This is a genomic window from Pseudoalteromonas sp. S16_S37 (genome assembly GCF_014694405.1).
Lineage (GTDB): Bacteria > Pseudomonadota > Gammaproteobacteria > Enterobacterales > Alteromonadaceae > Pseudoalteromonas.
On the sequence record NZ_JAAUWV010000258.1, the window covers coordinates 1 to 237 of the forward strand.

1 pseudogene is annotated in these 237 nt (G+C 43.5%); it reads left to right on the forward strand.

Going from position 1 to position 237, the window contains the following annotated elements:
- Nucleotides 1-127 precede the first annotated feature (127 nt).
- Nucleotides 128-237 (forward strand): annotated as a pseudogene (locus HC733_RS22840) (transposase); the annotation flags it as partial.

The window sequence follows — 237 nt, forward strand, 5'->3', positions numbered from 1 at the left end:
ATTGCGATTAAACCCAGAACTTTACTTGCCTTGGAACTATAAATCACAACGCATAGACTAAATTCTGGACTCAAGCATATTTTTGATGGTGAGTTACGCTAACTTGCCGTAAGCTCACACATCAACCAATAGCCGTAACGGTAAGAGCAGCAAACGGGTTAAAACTGAAGATGGCGAGTTTGAACTCGATACCCCTCGTGACCGTGAAGGCTCTTTCGCACCACAACTCGTTAAGAA